General features: G+C 71.8%; 13 protein-coding genes. 7 read left to right on the top strand and 6 right to left on the bottom strand.

The window, feature by feature from the left end:
• Window positions 1-158 precede the first annotated feature (158 nt).
• On the bottom strand, window positions 159-1,991 hold the full coding sequence (gene nhaA / locus PINTE_RS02575) for a Na+/H+ antiporter NhaA (RefSeq protein ID WP_068425786.1): 1,833 nt from the start codon (window positions 1,989-1,991) through the stop codon (window positions 159-161).
• Window positions 1,992-2,114: 123 nt separating this feature from the next.
• Window positions 2,115-4,820, bottom strand: coding sequence for a valine--tRNA ligase (gene valS / locus PINTE_RS02570; protein WP_084343140.1), 2,706 nt, complete (start codon window positions 4,818-4,820; stop codon window positions 2,115-2,117).
• A gap of 300 nt (window positions 4,821-5,120) precedes the next feature.
• Here valS and PINTE_RS02565 point away from each other — a divergent pair, with 300 nt between their 5' ends.
• The 3 genes from PINTE_RS02565 (at window position 5,121) to PINTE_RS02560 (ending at window position 7,362) form a co-directional block, all read left to right on the top strand.
• Window positions 5,121-5,552 carry a DoxX family protein gene (locus PINTE_RS02565; RefSeq protein ID WP_245642760.1) on the top strand — a complete coding sequence of 144 codons (432 nt, stop codon included), beginning with the start codon at window positions 5,121-5,123 and terminating at the stop codon, window positions 5,550-5,552.
• Between the two features lie 200 nt (window positions 5,553-5,752).
• Entirely contained in the window at window positions 5,753-6,205 is a 453-nt protein-coding gene (locus PINTE_RS24865) for a hypothetical protein (RefSeq protein WP_306304838.1), read from the top strand.
• Window positions 6,148-7,362: an alanine/glycine:cation symporter family protein gene (locus tag PINTE_RS02560; RefSeq protein WP_306304839.1), complete on the top strand. Its 1,215-nt coding sequence runs from the start codon at window positions 6,148-6,150 to the stop codon at window positions 7,360-7,362. The genes PINTE_RS24865 and PINTE_RS02560 overlap by 58 nt, the downstream gene beginning before the upstream one ends.
• A gap of 49 nt (window positions 7,363-7,411) precedes the next feature.
• On the opposite strand, the gene PINTE_RS02555 is transcribed toward PINTE_RS02560, so the two are convergent.
• From PINTE_RS02555 to PINTE_RS02545, 4 genes are all read right to left on the bottom strand, one after another.
• Window positions 7,412-8,692, bottom strand: coding sequence for an NAD-dependent epimerase/dehydratase family protein (locus tag PINTE_RS02555; protein WP_245642759.1), 1,281 nt, complete (start codon window positions 8,690-8,692; stop codon window positions 7,412-7,414).
• 52 nt (window positions 8,693-8,744) lie between these two features.
• Window positions 8,745-8,903 carry a hypothetical protein gene (locus PINTE_RS24120; RefSeq protein WP_245642758.1) on the bottom strand — a complete coding sequence of 53 codons (159 nt, stop codon included), beginning with the start codon at window positions 8,901-8,903 and terminating at the stop codon, window positions 8,745-8,747.
• A gap of 164 nt (window positions 8,904-9,067) precedes the next feature.
• Window positions 9,068-10,438 (bottom strand): FAD-binding oxidoreductase, encoded by a 1,371-nt coding sequence (locus PINTE_RS02550; RefSeq protein WP_068425783.1) that lies wholly within the window; start codon window positions 10,436-10,438, stop codon window positions 9,068-9,070.
• On the bottom strand, window positions 10,435-12,420 hold the full coding sequence (locus PINTE_RS02545) for a YjhG/YagF family D-xylonate dehydratase (protein WP_068425780.1): 1,986 nt from the start codon (window positions 12,418-12,420) through the stop codon (window positions 10,435-10,437). Before PINTE_RS02545 ends, PINTE_RS02550 begins: the two co-directional genes overlap by 4 nt.
• Window positions 12,421-12,945: 525 nt before the next feature.
• On the opposite strand from PINTE_RS02545, the gene ileS reads away from it, so the two are divergent.
• From ileS to PINTE_RS02525, 4 genes are all read left to right on the top strand, one after another.
• Window positions 12,946-16,311, top strand: coding sequence for an isoleucine--tRNA ligase (gene ileS / locus PINTE_RS02540; protein WP_068425777.1), 3,366 nt, complete (start codon window positions 12,946-12,948; stop codon window positions 16,309-16,311).
• A 133-nt stretch (window positions 16,312-16,444) separates the two neighbouring features.
• Window positions 16,445-16,960, top strand: coding sequence for a GNAT family N-acetyltransferase (locus PINTE_RS02535; protein ID WP_068425773.1), 516 nt, complete (start codon window positions 16,445-16,447; stop codon window positions 16,958-16,960).
• Between the two features lie 57 nt (window positions 16,961-17,017).
• Complete coding sequence (locus tag PINTE_RS02530; protein WP_068425770.1) at window positions 17,018-18,400, top strand: bifunctional folylpolyglutamate synthase/dihydrofolate synthase; 1,383 nt, start codon at window positions 17,018-17,020, stop codon at window positions 18,398-18,400.
• The gene (locus PINTE_RS02525; RefSeq protein ID WP_245642757.1) at window positions 18,397-18,891 is read left to right on the top strand and encodes a DUF4233 domain-containing protein; all 495 of its coding nucleotides are present in this window, start codon (window positions 18,397-18,399) and stop codon (window positions 18,889-18,891) included. The genes PINTE_RS02530 and PINTE_RS02525 overlap by 4 nt, the downstream gene beginning before the upstream one ends.
• Window positions 18,892-18,895 lie beyond the last annotated feature (4 nt).

The raw sequence follows: 18,895 nt of genomic DNA, 5'->3' as shown, positions 1-18,895 counted from the left end.
CGGGAGCTGCCCGCCTGGTGGCCCAGCCGGGTGCTCGGCGACCTGCCGGCCGGCGCGCTCGCCCGCGAGGAGTTGCCGCCGAGTCGATAGCGTCGATCGCGGCGATCGCCGGTAGCGCCGGGGCGCCGATCTCGGCAGGGCCGGTCGGCGTGGCCGCCTCAGGAGCGGCGGCGCGTCGGGCGTTCGTCGGCGACCTCCACCCGGGTGTCCATCGCGGCGATGATCGTGCGCGCGTCGCGCGGGCCGATGTGGCGCGAGCCGTTGAGGAAGAACGTCGGGGTGCCGCGGGCGCCGCTGTCCAGGGCGCTGCGCCGGTGGGCCTGCACGATCTCGAGCAGGCTCTCGTCGGCGAGGTCCTCCTCGAACCGCTGCAGGTCCAGGCCCAGCTGCGCGGCGAGCCTGCGGTACAGCTCCTCGCCGAGCTCGTGCTGGTGGTCGAAGAGCGCGAGGTGCATCTCCCAGAACCGGCCCTGCCGCGCCGCCGCCTCCGCCACCGTCGCGGCCCGGTAGGCGTTCGGGTGCACGTCGGGCAGCGGCAGGTGGCGGGCCACGAAGCGCACCCGGTCGCCGAAGTGGTCGAGCAGGTCTGTGCCGATGCCGGTCGTGCGCGAGCAGAACGGGCACTCGTAGTCGAAGTACTCGACGACCGTGCACTCGGCCTGCGGCGGCCCGAAGACGTGGTCGAACTCGGGCTCCACCGGGGGAGTCAGCGTGACCGGCAGGTCCGCCGACGTCTCACCCCAGCGCACCCGGGCCAGGTAGAAGATGCCCCAGCCGAGCAGCCACGCGAGCACCATCGCCACGAGCACACCGACCGTGGCGGAGTCGGCGTGCTCGGCGTCGGTGAACGCCAGCCCGATGACCAGCAGCGAGACCGTGAAGCCGATGCCCGACAGCGCCGCGCCGCCCGCGATGGAGCCGGGCCCGACCCCGTCGGGCAGCCGCCCCAACCCGAGGCGGATCGCCGCCCACGTGCCGAGACAGATGCCGATCAGCTTGCCGAGCACGAGTCCCGCGATGACGCCCCACGTGACGCTCGAACCGGCCGCCACCGCGAGGGTGTCGCCGCGCAGATCGACCCCGGCGTTCGCGAGGGCGAAGATCGGCACGATGACCAGCGAGGACGGGCCGCGCAGGCTCACGTGCAACCGCTCGTTGATGGAGATCGACTGCGCGAGACCACGACTCGCGCTGCGGGCGACATCGGCCTCCGGCGACTGCCAGAAGTCCCGGAACCGCGACCGCGCCTCCTCGACGCTACCGCGATGGGTCGCGAACGCCGGCACGAGCAGGCCCGCCGCCATGCCGGCGATCGAGGGGTGGATGCCCGCCTCCAGCGTCGCCAGCCACAACACGACGACCAGCGCCACGTACGGGGAACTGCGCCACTGCCGGGTGCGGCCCAGCAGGTAGAGGAGCACCAGCGTGCCGAGGGCGACGACCAGCGGCCAGACGCGCACGTCGTCGCTGTAGAACACGCCGATGATCGAGACGGCGAGAAAGTCGTCGACGACCGTGAGGGTGAGCAGGAAGATCCGCAGCTGATTCGACATCGCGGGCCCGACGAGCGCGAGGGCGCCGAGGAGGAACGCGGTGTCGGTGCCGACGACCGCGCCCCAGCCGGCCGGGGCCTCGCCGCCGGCGATCGCCAGGTAGATGACCGCGGGCACGGCGACCCCGAGCGCCCCGGCGACGAGCGGCACGAGCGCCCGGCGCCGCTCGCGCAGCGACCCGACCGCGAGCTCCTGGCGCACCTCGAGGCCGACGACGAAGAAGAAGATCACCATGAGGCCGTCGTTGACCCAGTGGTGCAGGCTCAGGTCGAGGCCCCAGCCGCCCAGTGTCACGGCCAGGTGGGTCTCCCACAGCTGCTCGTAGGAGTGTGAGAACGGGGAATTCGCCCACAGCAGCGCGAACACCGTCACCGCGACGAGCAGCAGCGCCGCGCCCGGCTCACTGCGGAGTCGATCGAGAATGCGGCCCTCACTCATGCGAACTCCCTGCTGCTCGGCAACGACGCCGAGAACTGCGTGTCGTGCTCGCAACTGCGGCACGAACCGCAGTTCTCACCACGACACGCAGTTCTCAGCGTCGTTGGGGGTTGTGGGGTGGGGTCAGGCGCGCGGGGGAGGCGGGACCAGCTCCGCGTCGCGGACCTGCAGGCGCTCGGCGTCGGCGTAGCTCACCGACTCGATGCGCCCGGCCGCGGCGAGGTCGTCGGCTGCTGCGCGCAGCCGCTCCAGCGCGTCGGCCGGGCCGGCGAACGTCACCGACGACACGCCGGCCCGCATGCCGAGCTTGGCGTCGGACTTCGCGCGGCGCACGCCGATCAGCACCTGGCTCACCGCCTCCAGGGTGGCCGGGTCGTCGCCGGCGAAGGCGCCCAGGTCGGGCTCGTCGGCGCTCGGCCAGGCCGCCCGGTGCACGGAGCCGGTGTGCCACCAGCTCCACACCTCCTCGGTCGCGTACGGCAGGAACGGCGCGAGCAGCCGCAGCAGCACATCGAGCGCGATCCGCAGCGCGGCCCGGGCCGACGCGGCGCCCTCGGCGGTGCGCCCCCCGTGCGCGCGGTCCTTGACGAGCTCGATGTAGTCGTCGCAGAACGTCCAGAAGAACGACTCGGTGTCTTCCAGCGCCCGGGTGTGGTCGTACGCCTCGAAGCCCGCGCTCGCCCGCGACACGACCTGCGTGAGCCGCGCGAGCATCGCCCGGTCGAGCGGGTGGGTGACGGCCGCCGCGAGAGCCCCGGGCGTCTCCGGCTCCCCGAAACCGAGGGCGAACTTGCTCGCGTTGAGCACCTTGATCGCCAGGCGGCGGCCGACCTTCATCTGGCCGGTGTCGAAGGCGGCGTCGGTGCCCAGGCGCGCCGAGCACGCCCAGTACCGCACCGCGTCCGAGCCGTGCTGCTGCAGCATGCCCTCGGGGGTCTCGGCGTTGCCCTTGGACTTGCTCATCTTCTTGCGGTCGGGGTCGAGGATCCAGCCGCTGATCGCCGCGTGGCGCCAGGGCACCGTGTCGTTCTCGTGGTGGGCGCGCACGACGGTGCTGAACAGCCACGTGCGGATGATGTCCTGCCCCTGCGGGCGCACGTCCATCGGGAACAGGTGCTCGAACAGCTGGGGGTCGCCGGTGTCGGCGGCGGGCCAGCCGGTCGTGATCTGCGGGGTCAGCGACGAGGTGGCCCACGTGTCCATGACGTCGGGGTCGCCGGTGAATCCGCCTGGGGCGTCGCGCTGCTCGGGCGTGAACCCGGGCGGCACGTCGGTGAACGGGTCGATCGGCAGGCTCGCGGCGTCGGGCACCATCGGCTCGCCGAAGCGCGGCTCGCCGTGCTCGTCGATCGGGTACCAGACCGGGATCGGGATGCCGAAGAAGCGCTGCCGGCTGATGAGCCAGTCGCCGTTGAGGCCGCCCACCCAGTTCTCGTAGCGCACCCGCATGAAGTCGGGGTGGAACGCGATCTGCCGGCCGCGCTCGATGAGCGCCTCCCGCAGGTCCTCGTCGCGGCCGCCGTTGCGGATGTACCACTGCCGGCTCGTGACGATCTCCAGCGGCTTGTCGCCGCGCTCGTAGAAGTTCGTCTTGCGCTGCGTGGGCGTGGGCTCCCCGGCCAGGTCGCCGGTCTCCCGCAGCTTCTGCACGATGTTCTTGCGGGCGGTGAAGGTTGTTGCGCCCGAGACCTGCTCGGCGTAGAACTCGCGCGCCCCGGAGTCGGTGAGCCACTCGGGAGTCTCGGCCGCCAGGCGCCCGTTGCGCGTGACGAGCGAACGCGTCGGCAGCTGCAGCTCGCGCCACCACGTGACGTCGGTGAGGTCACCGAACGTGCAGCACATCGCGATGCCCGCGCCCTTGTCCATCTCGGCCTCGGGGTGCGCAAGCACCGGCAGTTCGACGCCGAACACCGGTGAGGTGACGGTGGATCCGAACAATCCCTGGTAACGCTCGTCGTCGGGGTGCGCGATCAGCGCCACGCAACTGGGCAGCAGCTCGGGGCGCGTCGTCTCGATGTAGACCGGCTCCCCGTCGGGGGCGTGGAACGCGACCCGATGGTAGTGCCCGGGGTAGTCGCGCGCCTCGAGCTCGGCCTGCGCGACCGCGGTCTGGTAGGTGACGTCCCACAGCCCCGGCGCCTCCGACTGGTAGGCGTTGCCCGCGGCGAGGTGGTCGAGAAACGCCTTCTGGGAGACGGCCTGGCAGCGCCGGTCGATCGTGCGGTAGGTCTGCGTCCAGTCCACGGACAGGCCGAGGCGGCGCCACAGCGCTTCGAACGTCTTCTCGTCCTGCACCGTGCGCTCGTCGCACAGCTCGACGAAGTTCGCGCGGCTGATCGCCTCCTGCTTGGAGGCGTCCTTGACGTCCTTGGCGGGCATGTCGCCGTGGTAGCGCGGCGTGTAGTTCTCGACGTACGGCAGGTGGGCGTCGCCGCGCACCCCGTAGAAGTTCTGCACGCGCTTCTCGGTGGGCAGGCCGTTGTCGTCCCAGCCCATCGGGTAGAACACCTCCTTGCCGGTCATCCGCTGGTAGCGGGCCAGGCAGTCGGTGTGCGTGTAGCTGAACACGTGCCCCACGTGCAGGCTGCCGCTGGCGGTGGGCGGGGGAGTGTCGATCGAGTACACCCGCTCGCGCGGCAGGCCCAGCGCGCGCTCGCGGTCGAAGCGGTACGTGCCCTGCGCTTCCCATACCGCCGCCCACTTGTCCTCCAGGCCGTCGACGCTCGGGCGGTCGGGCACCGTCACCGTGGTGGTCGAGGTCGCCGGGGTGTTCCCGGAGGCGGCGTCCTCGGCGGGCGCCTGCGATGTTGCGGACAGCGGGGAATTCATGGCGTGCATTCTCCCAGACGCGCGCGGCGCGTCTCCACGCGCGGCCGCGCGGTCGGGCGGGGCCGCCTCCGGCTGGGTCGCGGCTCGTATCCGGTGCGTCGCGCGCTGATCGCGGGCTCGTCTCGCAATGTCGCGAATCGTGGTCATAACCTGCGGCGTCCACGCCGTGTCGAGTTGCCGGAGCCGGTGCGAATTGCCTACCTTTGAACTGTCAGTGACGCATCAACTAATTGGAGTTCTGCTGTGAGCCAGTCTGTTTCAACGTCCACCGACACCCGTCCGTCGCAACCGACCGCGCCCGTGGACCCGGCCGCGCCCCGGCTGCCCGTGGCGGTGCGCGACCTCGTGCTGCTCGGCGCCCGCGTGCTGTTGGGCGTCATCCTCATCGCGCACGGCCTGCAGAAGTTGCTGACCAACGGCATCGCGGGCACCGCGGCCGGCTTCGAGCAGGGCGGTGTGCCGCTGCCGCTCGTTTCGGCCGGATTCGCCGCCGGCGTCGAGACCCTCGGCGGCCTGCTGCTCGTGCTCGGGCTGCTCACCCCGCTCGTCGGGCTCCTCGTCGCGGGCGTCATGGCCGGCGCGTTCTGGTTCGTGCACATGGGCCAGGGGCTGTTCGCCGCCGATGGCGGCTGGGAGCTCGTCGCCGTCATCGCCCTCGCGGCCCTGACGTTCGCCGTCACCGGCCCCGGGCGGTTCAGCCTCGACGCGCTCCTGGGGCGCCGCCGCTCGTAACGACCGGTCCACGGGCGGTCCACGGGCGCGAACGACCTGGAATGCCCGGCGTGGCGAGGGCTGCGGCGCGAACCGCAGTTCCGCTACGCCACAGGCGTTTTTCGCGGATGTGGGCTGATTTGCACAGCGTTATTGGCCGTCACGAATCGATCACGTCGGGCGCTGATGTGTTGTGATCGGCGGGACTGTCGGCTTCCTTAATGCCCATGGTGCTGTCAACAACATCTTTCGCGGCGACCGCCGCGCTACCCGCCGTCTCGGCTCTGGCCGCCGCGGACGAGGGTGCCGAGAGTGCATGGATCGCAAACATCGAGCAGGTGATCAACTCCGGCTTCCAGCCCGTCTCGGAGTGGGCCGCGAAGATCATCTTCGTCCCGATTCCGCTGCCCGGCGGCAACGAGATCCCGTTCGTGCTGGTGTGGCTCATCGGCTGGGCCGTCTTCATCACCTTCTACTTCGGATTCATCCAGTTCCGCGGGCTCAAGGTGGCCTACGAGGTCCTCCGGGGCCGCTACTCCAGCCCGAACGACCCCGGTGAGATCACCACTTCCAGGCCCTCACGTCGGCTGTCTCCGGCACTGTCGGGCTCGGCAACATCGCGGGGGTCGCCGTCGCGGTCACCCTCGGCGGCCCGGGCGCGACGTTCTGGATGATCCTCGCCGGCCTGCTCGGCATGGCGACGAAGTTCGCGGAGTGCACCCTCGGTGTGCGCTACCGGCGCATCGGCCCCGACGGCACCGTGCACGGCGGCGCGTTCCACTACCTGCCGGTCGCGTTCGAGCGTTTCGGCTCGGTGATCTCCAAGGCCCTGACCGGCCTGTTCGCCATCGCGATCCTGTTCTTCGGCGGCGCCGGCGGCAACATGTTCCAGTCGAACCAGACCTACCAGATCGTCCGCGACGCCAGCGGCGGCGACGACAGCATCCTGGCCTCCGACGGCGGCGCCCTCATCTTCGGCCTCCTGCTCGCCCTCGGCGTCGGCCTCGTCATCATCGGCGGCGTCAAGTCCATCGGCCGCGTGACGAGCAAGCTCGTGCCGGCCATGGCGATCATCTACGTGCTCTCGTGCCTCGCGGTCATCCTCATCAACATCGGCCACGTGCCGGACGCGTTGGGGCAGATCCTCACCGGCGCCTTCACCCCCGAGGGCGTCACCGGCGGCATGATCGGCGTCATCATCCAGGGTTTCCGGCGCGCGGCCTTCTCCAACGAGGCCGGCCTGGGTTCCGCCCCGATCGCGCACTCCGCGGTGAAGACCCGCCGGCCCGTCTCCGAGGGGTTCGTCGCGCTGTGGGAGCCGTTCATCGACACCGTCGTCATCTGCACGATGACGGCGCTGACGATCGTCATCGCCCAGCCGCAGGCCTGGATCGACGCCCGGCAGTCCCCGGACGCCCCGGCGGGCGTGACGATCACGGCGGCCGCGTTCGACACCTTCCTGCCGCGCTGGGACATCGTGCTCGCGCTGTGCGTCTTCCTCTTCGCGTTCTCGACGGTCATCACGTGGGCGTACTACAGCCAGCAGGCGTGGCGGTACCTGTTCGGGCGCACCCGGGTCGGTGACCTCGTCTTCAAGATCATCTACCTGTTCTTCACGACGATCGGCGCCGTGCTCACCCTCGGCGCGGTGCTCGACTTCGCCGACTCGTTCCTGTTCGTCTGCGCGTTCGTCAACCTGCTCGGCGTCGGGCTTCTGCTGCCGGTCATCAAGCAGGAGATGCGCGACTACCTGCGCGACCGCAAGGCCGGCACCCTGCTGCAGCTCGGCGACGAGTCGGTCGAGACCGTCAACGAAGGCCGCGCCGAGTAGCCGAAACCGCCCGACGCACGCAGCTTTCGCGGAGGTGGTGCGGGCGTGGTCAGGGGCCCTGGGCGTGCTCGACCTGGGCGAGGAAGGGGTTGCGGTCGGCCTGGGCCGCGTATTGAGTCGGGCGGCGCACGCACTCGGGGCACCAGTGGCCGGCGGCGAGCACGAGCCGCGGGGAGCCGGGGAACTCGTGCCCGTACGCGCATCGCCACCGCAGGGGGGTGGCGATGTCGCCGGTCCGGGCGCGGTCGTCGAGCAGCGACCCGCCGCGGAAGGCCGCGGCCTGCCGGTACAGCGGCGTCGACCAGCGGGCCGGTGGCACCGACTCGTCGTAGCCGTGGTCGAGCAGCCGCGGGGTCGGCGACGGCCTCGCGGGCACGTAACTCGACCAGTCGCCGATGGCCCGCCACGCCTCCAGGGAGCCGAAGTGCGCGGCGATCGCCGCCTCGTCGCGGTGCCGCACCGCGTGGATCGTGCCGCGCGGACGGCGGGTGAGCGGGGCCATGACCGCGTGTTTGATGAGCCACGGGGGAACCCGGCCGGCCGCCCGCGCCGGGCCAGGCAGGCTGGCGACGGAGGCGGCCAGGAAGTCCTCGAAGGAGTCGCGCCGAAACGGCACGACCGCCTCCAGATCGTCGGAGTCGGAGAACCAGTGCCCGTGGAAGTTGCCGGTGGAGAACCAGTTGCGCTGGAACCAGGCGCTCGGGTCACCGGCTCCGAGCGCGCGGGCCGCCGCCCGATGGAACTGCCAGTTCGTCAGCCGCCAGCCCGGCCCGCCGCCGATGTTCCACACCCGACCCCAGAACTGCGGCGGCGCCTGGCCCGCCGCGATCGCCACGAGCAGCCGCGCCGAGTCGTCGTCCGAGACCCCTTCGAGGGTGCCGTCGAGCGGGGTGTGCGTGACGATCGGGTCGCGCACGGTGAGCACGCCGGGGTGCAGGATCCCGGTCTGCCGCAACCACACCCAGCGAGGCAGGCCCGAGTCGACGAGGAGCCGCTCGGCCGCCACCTTCGTCTGCCCGTACTCGTCGAACGCCGAGACGCGCAGCGGGTCGCCGACGCGGCCCCAGTGCACGGGTTCGGGCCGGTTGCCGGTCTCGGTGGCCGACCCGACTCCGACGAGGGTGACCGCGCCCGGGTCGGGCCGGGCGCGGATCGCGTCGATGAGGTGGCGCATGCCGCCGACGTTGGTGCGCCACGCGAGATCGGGGTGCTCGTCGGCACGGGGCGAGACGAGGGCGCCCAGATGCAGCACGAGGTCGACGCCCTCGACGGCGCGGGCCACGTCCGCCGGATTCGTCAGGTCGCCCCGGACGACCTGCAGGTTCGCCATGTCGGCGAAGGCCGCGAGGGTGCGTGCCCGGGCCCGGCGCAGCGCGGCGGCCTCACCTCGGGAGGCGGGCGCCGGGAGCCGCCTCGGCGGGCAGCACGAGCGCTCGCACGGCGATCTCCGGCCGCTCGCGCAGCGCCCGCAGCGTGGCCCGCCCCCAGTTGCCGGTCGCGCCGGTGAGCAGCACCCGGCGCCGGTCGTCAGACCTCGACACGACACCCCTTCGACCCGCAGGTCAATCACATCCGTACAGCCCCTGGGCCGGCGCTCGCTGCGCGGCGACAACACTGTCGACGGTCGGCGAACCGATCCCCTCCGCTCATGATCGCGCGGTCGTGCGGGCGTTCGCGCGCGGATGCGTCTCGGCGAGTCGGATCGTTACGGGCTCGTGTAGGAGACGCCCGGGTTCATCAGCCCGGCCGGGTCGAAGACGGCCTTGACGGCGCGGAGCCGGTCGAGCTGGGCCGCGCCGAGCTGGCGGCGCAGGTAGGGGGCCTTGAGGGTGCCGATGCCGTGTTCCCCGGAGATCGTGCCGCCGAGTTCGAGGGTGAGGTCGACGAGCTCGCCGAACACGCGCCAGGCACGGTCCATGACCTCGGGATCGGCCGGGTCGACGGTGAGGCTGGGGTGCAGGTTGCCGTCGCCGCCGTGCCCCGACATCGACACCGCGATGCCGCGCGCGGCGGCGATCTCGCGGCCGCGGGTGACGAGGTGGGGCAGCTGCCGGATCGGCACGCACATGTCCTCGATGAGCTGCGGGCCCGTCGACTCCAGCGCCGCGTGCAGGGCGCGGCGCCCGGCCAGCAGCGCGTCGGCCTCCTGGGCGGTGTCGGCGACCGCCACCTCGTCGGCGCCGGCCTGCGACAGCAGCTCCGCGTAGCGGGCCAGGTCCGGCGCGACGTGGCCGGGTCGGTCGGCCTGCACGAGCAGCGCGGCCGCGCAGCCCTGCGGGAAGCCGTAGTCGGCCAGGCCCTGGATGGCCTCGATCGAGCGCTCGTCGAGAAACTCCAGCAGGCACGGCGGGTGCGGGTCGCGACGCAGCGCGATGATCGCCGCGGACGCCGACTCCAGGCTCGGGAACATGCCGACCGCGGTGAGCGCCGGGTCGGGCGCGGGGATCGCGGTGGCGACGACCTGCGTGACGACGCCGATCGTGCCCTCGGAGCCGACCACCAGGCCGGTGAAGTCCGGACCCACACTGTTCTTTGCGGTGCGACGGCCGGTCGTCATGACCTCGCCGCCGGGCAACACGACCCGCAGGCCGGCGATGTAGTCGGCGGTCACGCCGTACTTCACGCAGCACAGCCCGCCGGCGTTCGTCGCGACGTTGCCGCCGAGCGTGCAGCTCGCGGCCGAGGCCGGGTCGGGCGGGTAGAACAGCCCCTCCTGCGCGCACGCCTTCTTCAGCTCCTGCGTCGTGACGCCGGGGCCGGCGACCGCGAGGCCCTGCACGGGATCGACGTCGACGACGCGGTTGAGCCCGGTCGTGTTGAGCACGATGGCGCCGGGCCGGGCGGCCGCCGCCCCGGTCAACCCGGTGCGCGCGCCCTGCGGCACCACCGGCGTGTTCGTCGCCGCCGCGAACCGCAGCACCTCGACGACGTCGGCCTCGTCACGGGCCCGCACCACCTCGAAGCCGTCGGGGGCGGTCGCGCCCAGGCTCGCGTCGACCCCGTAGCCGGCCCTGACATCCGGGTCGTCGATCCAGGGGACGGTCGGCCTGGGGGCTCGCGTCAGGTCGGTGGTCATTCGGACATTCTCTCGCGGGCCGCCAGCGCGGCCTTGCCCGCCTCCAGGGTCGCGATGATGCGGTCGACGTCGTAGACGCACCCGCGCCAGATGCCGCCGCTGGCGTCCTGCAGTGCGGCCCACAGCCGGGTGTCGTCGGGCAACTCGGCATCGGGACCCATGCCGGGGAAGGGATCTCGGGCCGCGAGCACACCGGCTCCCGCCTCCGGGGTCAGCGGGGCGTCGGGCCTGCCGACGAAGTTCAGGGAGCCGGTCAGGCGCGCGGTGTCGACGACGATCTCGATGAGGTCGCCGTCGCGCAGCCGCCCGATCGGGCCGCCGGCGAGGGCCTCGGGGCCGACGTGACCGAAACAGGCTCCGGTCGAGACCCCGGAGAAGCGGGCGTCGGTGATGAGCGCGACGTGCTTGCCGTAGGGGAGGCGCTTGAGGGCGGAGGTGAGTTGGTAGGTCTCCTCCATGCCGGTGCCGTGTGGCCCGGCTCCGGCGACGACCATGACGTCGCCCGCGGCGATCGCCCCCGCCTTGATCGCGGCGATCGCGCCGACCTCGGTGGCGAACACCCGGGCGGGGCCGGTGAGGCGGAAGACCCCGTCGGCGCCGACGACGCCGGCGTCGATGGCCGTCGACTTCACGACCGAGCCCTCGGGGGCGATGTTGCCGCGGGGGAAGGTGACCGTGGACGTCATGCCGCGTTGCGCGGCCGTCTCCGGGGTCATGATGACCTGCCCCGAGTCGAGCCGGTTCGTCTTGCGCAGCCGCTCCAGCGTGTGCGTGCGCCGCTCGCTGGCCTCCCACCAGTCGAGGTTCTCGCCGAGGGTGGCGCCGGTGACGGTCAGCGCGTCCTCGTGCAGGAGGCCGAGGTGGCGCAGCCGCAGCATCGCCTCGGGCACGCCGCCGGCGAGGAAGACGACCGCGGTCGGGTAGTGCACCGGGCCGAGCGGGGTGACGCTGACGATGCGCGGCACCGCGGCGTTGACCCGGGCCCAGTCGTCGACGGTCGGCATGCGGCGCCCCGCAGCGTGGGCGATGGCGGTGAGGTGCAGCAGCAGGTTCGTCGAGCCGCCGAACGCGGCGTGCACGACCATCGCGTTCTCGATGGCGTCGTCGGTGATGATGTCGGCGGTCGTCAGGCCGGCTGCGCGCAGGCCCAGCAGCGCCCGGGCGGAGGCGGGCGCGAGGTCGTGCCACAGCGGCTGGCCGGAGGGCGCGAGCGCCGAGTGGGTGATCGCCAGGCCGAGGGCCTCGCCGACGACCTGGGAGGTGGCGGCCGTGCCGAGAAACTGGCAGCCGCCGCCGGAGGAGGCGCAGGCCTTGCAGCCCAGGATCGCGGCGTCCTCCAGCGACAGCTCGCCGCTGGCGTAGCGCACGCCGATCGTCTGCACGGTGCCGAGGTCTTCGGCGTCGCGGGCGAGCAGGGTGACGCCGCCGGGGATGAGCACGGTCGGCTCGTCGCGCATCGAGGCGAGCGCCATCATCATGGCCGGCAGTCCCTTGTCGCAGGAGGCGATGCCGAGGGTGCCGGAGCGGGTGGGCAGCGAGCGGATGAGCCGGCGCATGACGATCGCGGCGTCGTTGCGGTAGGGCAGGGAGTCGAACATGCCGACGGTGCCCTGGGTGCGGCCGTCGCACGGGTCGGAGACGTAGGTGGCGTAGGGCAGTCCGCCACGGGCGGCGATCTCTTCGGCCGCGCCGCGCACGAGCAGGCCCAGCTCGTAGTGGCCGGTGTGCAGTCCGAGCGCCACGGCCCGTCCGTCGTCGGCGCGGAGCCCGCCCTGGGTGCTGATGATCATGAACTCGTCGTTGTTCAGCTCGTCGGGATTCCAGCCCATTCCCGCGTTCATCGTCTTGCCGAAGAGGTTGCCGCTGGGCTGGGTGCGCAGGTCGTCGCCGGTGAGCGGGAGCCGGCCCGCGGGCCCGTCCGCCTCGGTCTGCACGCGATACCGGCTCGGGTCGGCCTGCGGGTAGATCTCGTCGAGCGCCATCGCGCCCTCCTCACGTCGGCGTGCCGGGGCGAGACTCCAGACTGTCACGAACCGCGCGCACTGGTGACGGGTGATTCCGCGATCCTGGCTGCGTGTCCGGTGGCCGAGTGCCTCGGTGGTGCGTTTGGCGGGCGGCGTCTGGCCGGCCGGCCCGACCCCCCGGATACGGTGGTAGATCTGCCGCGTCTGTCCGGCAGAATCTCCCACCGTCTTGCGGGCAGGGGCGTGGCACCGCGGATGCCCGAGGCGGGGCGGGGGGAGAAGGGTGTTGCGGCCGGCGGGTAGAGTTGGGCGCACAGGCATCGACCCGGCCATCACCGGTGAGCCTCCGGAAGAACGGCTCGCGCCTAGCAGCAGCTCAGTAGAACCGGACGGGAGGGCCCGTGACAGCCCCGAACGAGCGGTCGACGGCACACAGTTGTGTGGCGTCGGCAAGCGAGGTGGTACCGCGGCCCGCACGGCGGGTCGTCCTCGTGACCCCGGCATGAACGACATCGTCACGAGCACACAGGAGCACCCGGTTCGATGATCTATCCCAAGGTCACCGCGTCTTCGCAGCCCTCGCAGCAGCCCGACGCCCAGAGCAACGGTGTGCCCGGCGCCGCGTTCGGCGTGCCCGCCAGCCCCCGCTTCCCGCAGATCGAGCAGGACGTGCTCGACTACTGGAAGGCCGACGACACGTTCCGCGCGTCCGTCGAGGCCCGACCGGCGGGGGAGAACGGGCAGAACGAGTTCGTCTTCTACGACGGCCCGCCGTTCGCCAACGGCCTGCCGCACTACGGTCACCTGCTCACCGGCTACGTCAAGGACGTCGTGCCGCGCTACCAGACGATGCGCGGCAAGCGCGTCGAGCGCCGCTTCGGCTGGGACACCCACGGGCTGCCCGCCGAGCTCGAGGCCATGGCCCAGCTCGGCATCAAGACCAAGGAGGAGATCCTCGAGGTCGGCATCGAGGCGTTCAACGCCAAGTGCCGGGAGTCGGTGCTGAAGTACACCAAGGAGTGGGAGGACTACGTCACCCGCCAGGCCCGCTGGGTCGACTTCGAGAACGACTACCGCACCCTCAACCCCACCTTCATGGAGTCGGTGCTGTGGGCCTTCAAGTCGCTGTACGACAAGGGCCTCGTCTACGAGGGTTTCCGCATCCTGCCGTACTGCTGGAACGACCAGACGCCGCTGAGCAACCACGAGCTGCGGATGGACGACGAGATCTACCGCAACCGGCAGGATCCGGCGATCACCGTCGGCTACCGCCTCCGCGACGGCCAGTACGAAGGTGTGCTCGCGCTGATCTGGACGACGACCCCGTGGACGCTGCCCTCGAACATGGGCATCGCCGTGCACCCCGACGTCGACTACGTCGTCGTGGAGTCGGAGGCCTCCGGCAAGCCCGAGCGCTACCTGCTCGCGCAGAGCCGTCTGGCGGCCTACGCGAAGGACCTGTTCGGCAGCGCCAAGGCCGACCCCGAGCCGCACGTCGTGGCCCGCCTCAAGGGCGCCGACCTCGTCGGCGACCACTACACGCCGCCGTTCGGCTACTACGAGGGCTACACGAACGCCCACCAGGTCATCGCCGCCGACTTCGTGACCACCGAGGACGGCACCGGCATCGTGCACATGTCGCCCGGCTTCGGTGAGGACGACAAGGCCGCCCTCGACACCGTCGGCGTGGAGACCGTGGTGCCCGTCGGCCCCGACGGCCGCTTCATCTACCCGGTCACCGAGTACGCCGGCATGCACGTCTTCGACGCCAACGCCCCCATCATCGAGCACCTCAAGGCCCGCACCTACGTCGACGGCCTCGGCGGCGACGCCGACCCGGGCCCGGTCACGCCGGGCACGGTGCTCCTGCGGCGCGAGACGTACGACCACGCCTACCCGCACTGCTGGCGCTGCCGCGAGCCGCTGCTGTACATGGCGGTCAGTTCCTGGTTCGTCGAGGTGACGAAGTTCAAGTACGACATGCTGCGCACCAACGAGGAGATCTCGTGGGTGCCCGAGCACGTCAAGTACGGCCAGTTCGGCAAGTGGCTGGAGAACGCCAGGGATTGGTCGATCTCCCGAAACCGCTTCTGGGGAAGCCCGATTCCCGTCTGGCGCAGTGATAACCCGGAGTACCCGCGTCTCGACGTGTACGGCTCGCTGGCCCAGCTGGAAGAGGATTTCGGGCAGCTGCCCCGCGACCGCGAGGGCAACGTCGACCTGCACCGCCCGTTCATCGACGAGCTGACCCGGCCCAACCCCGACGATCCGACCGGCTCCTCGACGATGCGCCGCGTCGACGACGTGCTCGACGTGTGGTTCGACTCCGGCTCGATGAGCTATGCCCAGGTGCACTACCCGTTCGAGAACACGTCGTGGTTCGAGCACCACTTTCCGGCCGACTTCATCGTCGAGTACATCGGCCAGACCCGCGGCTGGTTCTACACGCTGCACATCCTGGCCACCGCCCTGTTCGACCGGCCCGCGTTCGAGGCGTGCGTCAGCCACGGCATCGTGCTCGGCAACGACGGACAGAAGATGAGCAAGAGCCTGCGCAACTACCCCGACGTCACCGAGGTCTTCGACCGCGACGGCGCCGACGCGATGCGCTGGTTCCTCATGTCCAGCCCGATCCTGCGCGGCGGCAACCTCATCGTCACCGAACAAGGCATCCGCGAGGGCGTGCGTCAGGCGCTGCTGCCGCTGTGGAACACGTGGTACTTCTTCAGCCTCTACGCCAACGCCGCCGACTCCGGCCACGGCATCGAGGCGAAGTGGTCGACCGCGAGCCAGGACGTGCTCGACCGCTACCTGCTCGCCAAGCTGCGCGAACTCGTCGAGGCCGTCACGGCCGACCTCGACGCCTACGACATCGCCGGGGCCTGCGACGACGTACGCACGTTCCTCGATGTGCTGACCAACTGGTACGTGCGGCGCAGCCGCGACCGGTTCTGGGACACCGGCGCCGACAACGAGTCGGTGACCGACGCGGTCAACACCCTGTACACCACCCTCGAGGTGCTGAGCCGGGTCGCGGCCCCGCTGCTGCCGCTGACCACCGAGCAGATCTGGCGCGGCCTGACCGGCGGCCGCTCGGTGCACCTCACCGACTACCCGGTCGCCGACGACCTGCCCGCCGACCACGAGCTCGTCGAGCGCATGGACCGCGCCCGGGAGATCTGCTCGGTCGGCTCCAGCCTGCGCAAGGCGCAGAACCTGCGGGTGCGGCTGCCGTTGGCGCGGCTGACGGTCGTCGCACCGGAGGCCGACGCGCTGGCCGACTTCACCGGCATCGTCGCCGACGAGCTCAACGTCAAGAGCGTTGGGCTCGTCGAGCTGTCCGGGGCCGCGGAGGCCGAGTTCGGCGTCTCCCAGCGGCTCACCGTCAACGCGCGCGCCGCCGGCCCGCGCCTGGGCCGGCAGGTGCAGGCCGCGATCAAGGCCGCGAAGTCGGGCGACTGGAACGTGTCGGCCGACGGCACGGTCGTCGCGGGCGGTTTCGAGCTGCTCGACGGCGAGTACACCCTGGAGACCGTCGTCGACGACTCCCTGCCCGGCTCCGGCGGGCACGCGACCGCGACCCTGCCCGGCGGCGGGTTCGTCGTGCTCGACACCGACGTCACCCCCGAGCTGGCCGCCGAGGGCCTCGCGCGCGACGTCGTGCGGGCCGTGCAGCAGGCGCGCAAGGAGGCCGGGCTCGACGTCTCCGACCGCATCGGCCTCACCGTGCTCGCCCAGGACGAGGAGATCTGGCGCGCCTGCCTGACCCACGAGCGGCTCATCATGACCGAGACGCTCGCGGAGCAGTTCGGCGCCGCCGCCGACCTGAACGCGCTGCCGGAAGGGCAGGGCACGCAGGCGAACGTCGGTGACGGGCGCCGGATTCGAGTCGTGGTGACCAAGCGGTGACGCCCGCGCGGCCGGATCCGGTCGGGCAGAATGGCCCGCAAGCGCGAGCCGGGTCGGTACGCCGTCGATCCGACTCGCCAGCCGACCTTTCAGCCGACCTTTCAGCCGACCTTTCAGCCGACTCAGGACGCCCATGAACCCGCGCATCGTCGTTCGGGAAGCGGACGGCAACGACCTCGACGCGGTCGTCGCCGTCGGCCGACAGACCTGGCCCGTGACGCACGCCGGCCTGTATGCGCCCGAGCTCGTCGACCTCTTCCTCGCGAAGTGGTGGACGAAGGATGCCTGCATCCCGGCGATCCGGGCCGGCCGCACGCTCGTCGCGGAGGTCGAGGACGACGACCGTAGCGGCGACCGCCATGTCATCGGCATGGCGGCCTTCGGGCCGAACGAGGGGGCCCAGACCATCTGGAAGCTGTACGTGCTGCCCGCCTGGCAGGGCCACGGCATCGGGGGGCTGCTGCTGCAGGCGGTCATCCACCGGCACGGCGACCAGGCGCTGTACCTCTCGTATGCCGACGGCAACGCTTCGGCGGCCGCCTTCACGCGCGGCCACGGGTTCGTCGTCGACCATCGCGAGAAGCAGTCGGACATGCCGGATCTCGTCTGGACCCGACGCGACCCCGACCCCACCGACCAGCAGGGCTGAGCCGTCCGCGCGCCCGCCGGGCGCGCCGTCGGCGGCAGCGAATCGACAAGGGAGCACATGGATCTGGACGTACGCCGCCGCCTGCGCGAGGTCGAGGAAGAGATCGTCTCGCGCGCGCCCGAGCACGACATCGATCCCACCACCGACCGCGTGCGAGCCCTGCTCGAGGTGCTCGGCGACCCGCAACGCACCTATCCGGTGGTGCACATCACCGGCACCAACGGCAAGACGAGCACGGCCCGCATGATCGAGCGGCTGCTGCTCGAACTCGGCCTGCGCACCGGCCGGTTCACCTCGCCGCACCTGCACGACATCCGCGAACGCATCGTGCTGTCCGGCGAGCTCGTCGAGGCCCGCCGGTTCGTCGAGGCCTACCACGAGATCGCGCCGCTGCTGGCCCTCGTCGAGCAGCGTTCCCTGGAGGCGGGCACCGGCCGGCTCTCGTTCTTCGAGGTGCTCGTCGCGATGGGGTACGCGATCTTCGCCGACGCCCCCGTCGACGTCGCGGTCGTCGAGGTCGGCATGGGCGGGGTCTGGGACGCGACGAACGTCGCCGACGGCGCCGTCGCCGTCATCACCCCGATCGCGCTGGACCACGAGCGCTACCTCGGCTCCGAGGTCGAGGACATCGCCGGGGAGAAGTCCGGGATCATCAAGCCGGGCGCGATCGTCGTCAGCGCCGCCCAGGAGATCGGCGCGGCCGAGGTGCTGCGGCAGCGGGCTGAGCAGGTCGGCGCCTCGATCGCCTGGGACGTCACCGAGGGTATCGCCGGCGGCGAGGGGAGCACCGGGCTGGGCGGGCTGGCCGTGCTCGCCCGTGACGTCGCGATCGGCGGGCAGGTGCTCACGTTGCGAGGCCTCGCCGGCGACTATCCCGACCTGTTCCTGCCGCTGCACGGCGAACACCAGGCCCACAACGCGCTGCTCGCGCTCGCCGCCGTCGAGGCCCTCGTCGGAGGCGGTGAGCAACCGCTCGACCTCGAGGTCGTCCGCGCGGCGTTCGCGGCCGTCGAGTCGCCCGGACGGCTGGAGATCGTGCGGCGCAGCCCGACGGTGCTCGTCGACGCCGCCCACAACCCGGCCGGGATCGCCTCGCTCGTGGCGGCGCTCGCCGACTCGTTCGTGTTCGCGCGCACCGTCGGGGTGTTCGCGTGCATGGCCGACAAGGACGTCGAGGGCATGCTCGAGCTGCTGGAGCCCGTCTTCGACGAGATCGTCATCACCCGCACGACGTCGATGCGCGCCATGGAGCCCGAGCGGCTCGGCGCACTGGCCCGCGAGTACTTCGGCGACCACCGCGTGCACGTCGTGCGCGACCTGCCCGACGCCCTGGACCGCGCGGCCGAGCTGGCCGACGACGGCGGCGTCGGCGGGGGAGTGGTCGCCACCGGCTCCGTCTTCACCGCCGGTGAGGTGCGGATGCTGCTGGGGAAGTCGTGAGCCCCCGTCGCCCGTCGCGGGCCGCCGGCAACGGCATCGGGCCCCTGCGCGGGCCGATGCTGCTGCCGGAGCCGCGGAAGGTGACCGGCCGGCTGTGCGCGGCGGTGCTCGGCGGGCAGGCGCCGGTCGTCATCCTCGGCGCGTTCGCCGCCCGCGGGCTCGCCGGCGTCACCGAGCCCGAGCGCGCCGCCACCTACCTGTGGGTGGGCCTGGGCCTCGGCGCGGCGTGCATCGTCGCCGCCGCCCTGACCCGCACCCGGCTCGGCATCCTGCTCGGCTGGCTCGTGCAGCTGCTCACTCTGGCCAGCGCCGTCGCCGTGCCCGCGATGCTCATCGTCACCGCGATCTTCGGCAGCCTGTGGGTCGTCGCCCTCGTGCAGGGCCGCAGGATGGACGACCTCACGCACGCCTACGTCACCCGCGCCTCGGCCTCCTCAGATGGCGCCGCGGGCTCGGCCGATCCACCGGCCGGCCCCCCGCCGCGCGGCTAGGCTG

Source organism: Piscicoccus intestinalis NBRC 104926, from assembly GCF_001515525.1.
GTDB classification, from domain to species: domain Bacteria; phylum Actinomycetota; class Actinomycetes; order Actinomycetales; family Dermatophilaceae; genus Kineosphaera; species Kineosphaera intestinalis.
The sequence above is the reverse complement of the archived record's forward strand: the minus strand, read 5'-3'. Positions and strand labels throughout refer to the sequence as shown.

Coding starts and splice junctions, on each gene's coding strand:
- PINTE_RS02550 (WP_068425783.1), bottom strand. CDS start 10,438: ATGACCACCGACCTGACGCGAGCCCCCAGGCCGACCGTCCCCTGGATC.
- PINTE_RS24865 (WP_306304838.1), top strand. CDS start 5,753: ATGCCCATGGTGCTGTCAACAACATCTTTCGCGGCGACCGCCGCGCTA.
- PINTE_RS02545 (WP_068425780.1), bottom strand. CDS start 12,420: ATGGCGCTCGACGAGATCTACCCGCAGGCCGACCCGAGCCGGTATCGC.
- ileS (WP_068425777.1), top strand. CDS start 12,946: ATGATCTATCCCAAGGTCACCGCGTCTTCGCAGCCCTCGCAGCAGCCC.
- valS (WP_084343140.1), bottom strand. CDS start 4,820: ATGAATTCCCCGCTGTCCGCAACATCGCAGGCGCCCGCCGAGGACGCC.
- nhaA (WP_068425786.1), bottom strand. CDS start 1,991: ATGAGTGAGGGCCGCATTCTCGATCGACTCCGCAGTGAGCCGGGCGCG.
- PINTE_RS02535 (WP_068425773.1), top strand. CDS start 16,445: ATGAACCCGCGCATCGTCGTTCGGGAAGCGGACGGCAACGACCTCGAC.
- PINTE_RS02530 (WP_068425770.1), top strand. CDS start 17,018: ATGGATCTGGACGTACGCCGCCGCCTGCGCGAGGTCGAGGAAGAGATC.
- PINTE_RS02555 (WP_245642759.1), bottom strand. CDS start 8,692: ATGGCGAACCTGCAGGTCGTCCGGGGCGACCTGACGAATCCGGCGGAC.